The organism is Vogesella mureinivorans, from assembly GCF_007644035.1.
GTDB lineage: Bacteria > Pseudomonadota > Gammaproteobacteria > Burkholderiales > Chromobacteriaceae > Vogesella > Vogesella mureinivorans.
Genome location: NZ_VMTV02001166.1, coordinates 1 through 288, shown reverse-complemented (window position 1 = coordinate 288; position 288 = coordinate 1). Strand labels below are relative to the sequence as shown.

Here is a 288-nt window from a genome sequence, read left to right as displayed (position 1 = left end):
CACAACAATATTTGTCTGAAGAGCAGTGCGGTGGCTTTGGATGTGCCAAGTGGTGACAGGGATAAAGTATCGTTATGGTGATGTACATCACTTGTTTCGAGATCTGTTGTCTGCAATCCATCAAGAATAGGGCAGTCTGGTCGATGGTCGCCAGCACAACAATTGATTAAATTCTGTAAAGTCTCCGTCATTTTCTGCAATTCAAAAATCCGCAATTCCAGTTTTTCAATATGAGATTGTGCTAATTTTTTCACATCTGCACTTTGTCTTTTTTTATCATTCCATAAA

Annotated in this window: 1 protein-coding gene; it reads right to left on the bottom strand. The window is 38.9% G+C overall.

The window, feature by feature from the left end:
• Positions 1 to 288, bottom strand: a 288-nt coding sequence (locus tag FLQ44_RS23340) for a MerR family DNA-binding protein (RefSeq protein ID WP_147696229.1), incomplete at both ends; no start/stop codon positions are given.